We start from the raw sequence: 1,970 nt of genomic DNA on the forward strand, positions 1-1,970 counted from the left end.
CATGGGCGCGGCATGCAGGATTAACCGAGCCCAGCCGGTCATGAGTGCGGCCGGCCGGGTCGGGCGATAGGCAGTCATGCCCTGCCCTTCCTGCGGGTCAAGCACTCCGAAAAAACATTTCCCCCATAAATGCTAGATCTTCCGTTGCCTTTTCGCGGGCTTCTGCGTGAGGTGAGGCACGCCATCCATGGCATGTGGCACACGCACGCGATGCCAGTGCACGGTCGTTTTCTCGGCAAGGCCGTTCTCTACCTCGACCCGCACGCGCTCGCCCTGACGGACCCGGATTTCCGGGCCTGGAACGGGCCTTCGGCGCGCAATCGAGCCCGGTTCACCCGGCCCAATGGCGTCCACTTTGGGGGCGCATGCACTGCAGACCCGCTGGACCTGATCCGGGAGAGGATGGGCGCGGCGATTGGAATAGCTATGAAAGCGCATCGGACCGTGGAACTGCGCGCGCAGACTTTCGGAGGAAGGCTCGCTTTTAAACGTTATCGTGCAACTCTGACCGTTCTTCGCCTTGGCGGGTGCCGCGGAAGAATCCCGGGTTCTGCGAGCGCTGCGAGAACACCTGCGGTCGATCCTGTACCACAATCTCGCGAAGCTCGATGCTCTCTACAAACGATGTCTTGGATTCTCACGCCCTTATTTCAGCACTTCGCTCGCTTGCCCGACTCGGCCGCGGTCAGCCTTCACCGCCAATTTTATTGGCGCAGCGACGTTCCTATCGGTTCAGGCGAAGCTTCTTGAACCTGCCGCTCTCTCGTTGCCCTGGCACGATTAATCGTCCTCTCAGTCTGTCATTGGCGGAGTCGCTCCTGAGGCGCGCGCCGGCGAGTTCGAGGAGCGCGTGGCTATCTCCTCGGTCCAGCCGGATTCCGCTGCGCGCTCAGCCAATTCCTGGAAGGCCGATTCCAAGGCGAGCTGGCATTGAAGGCCGCGGTCCGGATGGTCGACTAGCTTGGTTCCACGATCGCAATGCTTGATCGCTTCATTGCAGGCCATGGGCTCTCGCCCTCTCCTTTTGCCACACGAGGCGCCAGCTCACGTGTTGTGCGCCCCGGCAACCGCTTTCACCAGCCGCTCCAGCGATCCCGCGCGCTCCAGCTCCGCAAAGAATGATGCGGCGTGACGCTACCCAGCCGGTGCTTCTCGGCCATTTGCACACATAGGGATAGTCGACCATGAAATCGGACCGAGGCGAGGCGTTGGACGTTTCAGTCTTGGTCTGAATGCGCCGCCCACGAGCCGATCGGCCTTCTCGATGATTTGGCGCACCCTCGTTGTCGACAAGCCATGTTCCTGAGCCAGGTCGGCGAAACTCTTGCCCTTCAGAAAGCCGTCGACCAGGGCTATGTTCCTATCGACGGTCGGCTAAATCCCAGCAGGCGCGCGCAGTTTTCCGGCATCATTCCGTTTGTTCATCCGCTTGTCCGCGCCCCCTGCAAATCCTACCGGGCCAAATCGGTGCTTGGAAGACCCACTCATGTCATGGCCTCGGGAAAGTACAAGGCCGACGGTTATGTGAATACGAAAGATGCTGGCGATCACCATGATCGTTGGTGACCGCTGACCTCCCCAATGTCGGCTTCGACGGCACACCGGGAGCTCTCGGCAATGTTGAATAATTCCGTTTGAAGATGGTTGACTTCGTCGTCGAGGCTCGATCCATCAGGATCGGTATCGACGATTCTATATTTGAGAAACCCAAATTCGTTTGACTCGCGCAATTCGCTGTACGGCGTATCATCGCAAGCGCGGGATTCCGACATCCTGCGAAGTGCCCGCGTTGCTGGAATCGATTTTGCGGAAGTAAAAAGGCCCCGGCGCTGGGTCGGCGCGCAGGGCCTTCAGGCATGTACGAGCTACCAGCATGTCCAGTTATGATCGTGCGCTATCATAATGAACAAACGGTGAATGATCGCTATCCGAGGTGCAGGGCGGGCGAGATGGTGGGGCGGTGGGGGACC

1 protein-coding gene and 1 pseudogene are annotated in these 1,970 nt (G+C 59.8%); one reads left to right on the forward strand and one right to left on the reverse strand.

The features are described 5' to 3' along the window. Nucleotides 1-156: 156 nt before the first annotated feature. Nucleotides 157-303: pseudogene (locus tag EOB59_RS34525) on the reverse strand (multicopper oxidase domain-containing protein); the annotation flags it as partial. Nucleotides 304-1,296: 993 nt separating this feature from the next. Between EOB59_RS34525 and EOB59_RS35515 the strand changes: the two are divergent. Further along, nucleotides 1,297-1,566: a hypothetical protein gene (locus EOB59_RS35515; RefSeq protein ID WP_024504272.1), complete on the forward strand. Its 270-nt coding sequence runs from the start codon at nucleotides 1,297-1,299 to the stop codon at nucleotides 1,564-1,566. Nucleotides 1,567-1,970: the final 404 nt, after the last annotated feature.

The sequence above is a fragment of the Mesorhizobium sp. M7A.F.Ca.MR.176.00.0.0 genome, from assembly GCF_004023165.1.
Classification (GTDB): domain Bacteria; phylum Pseudomonadota; class Alphaproteobacteria; order Rhizobiales; family Rhizobiaceae; genus Mesorhizobium.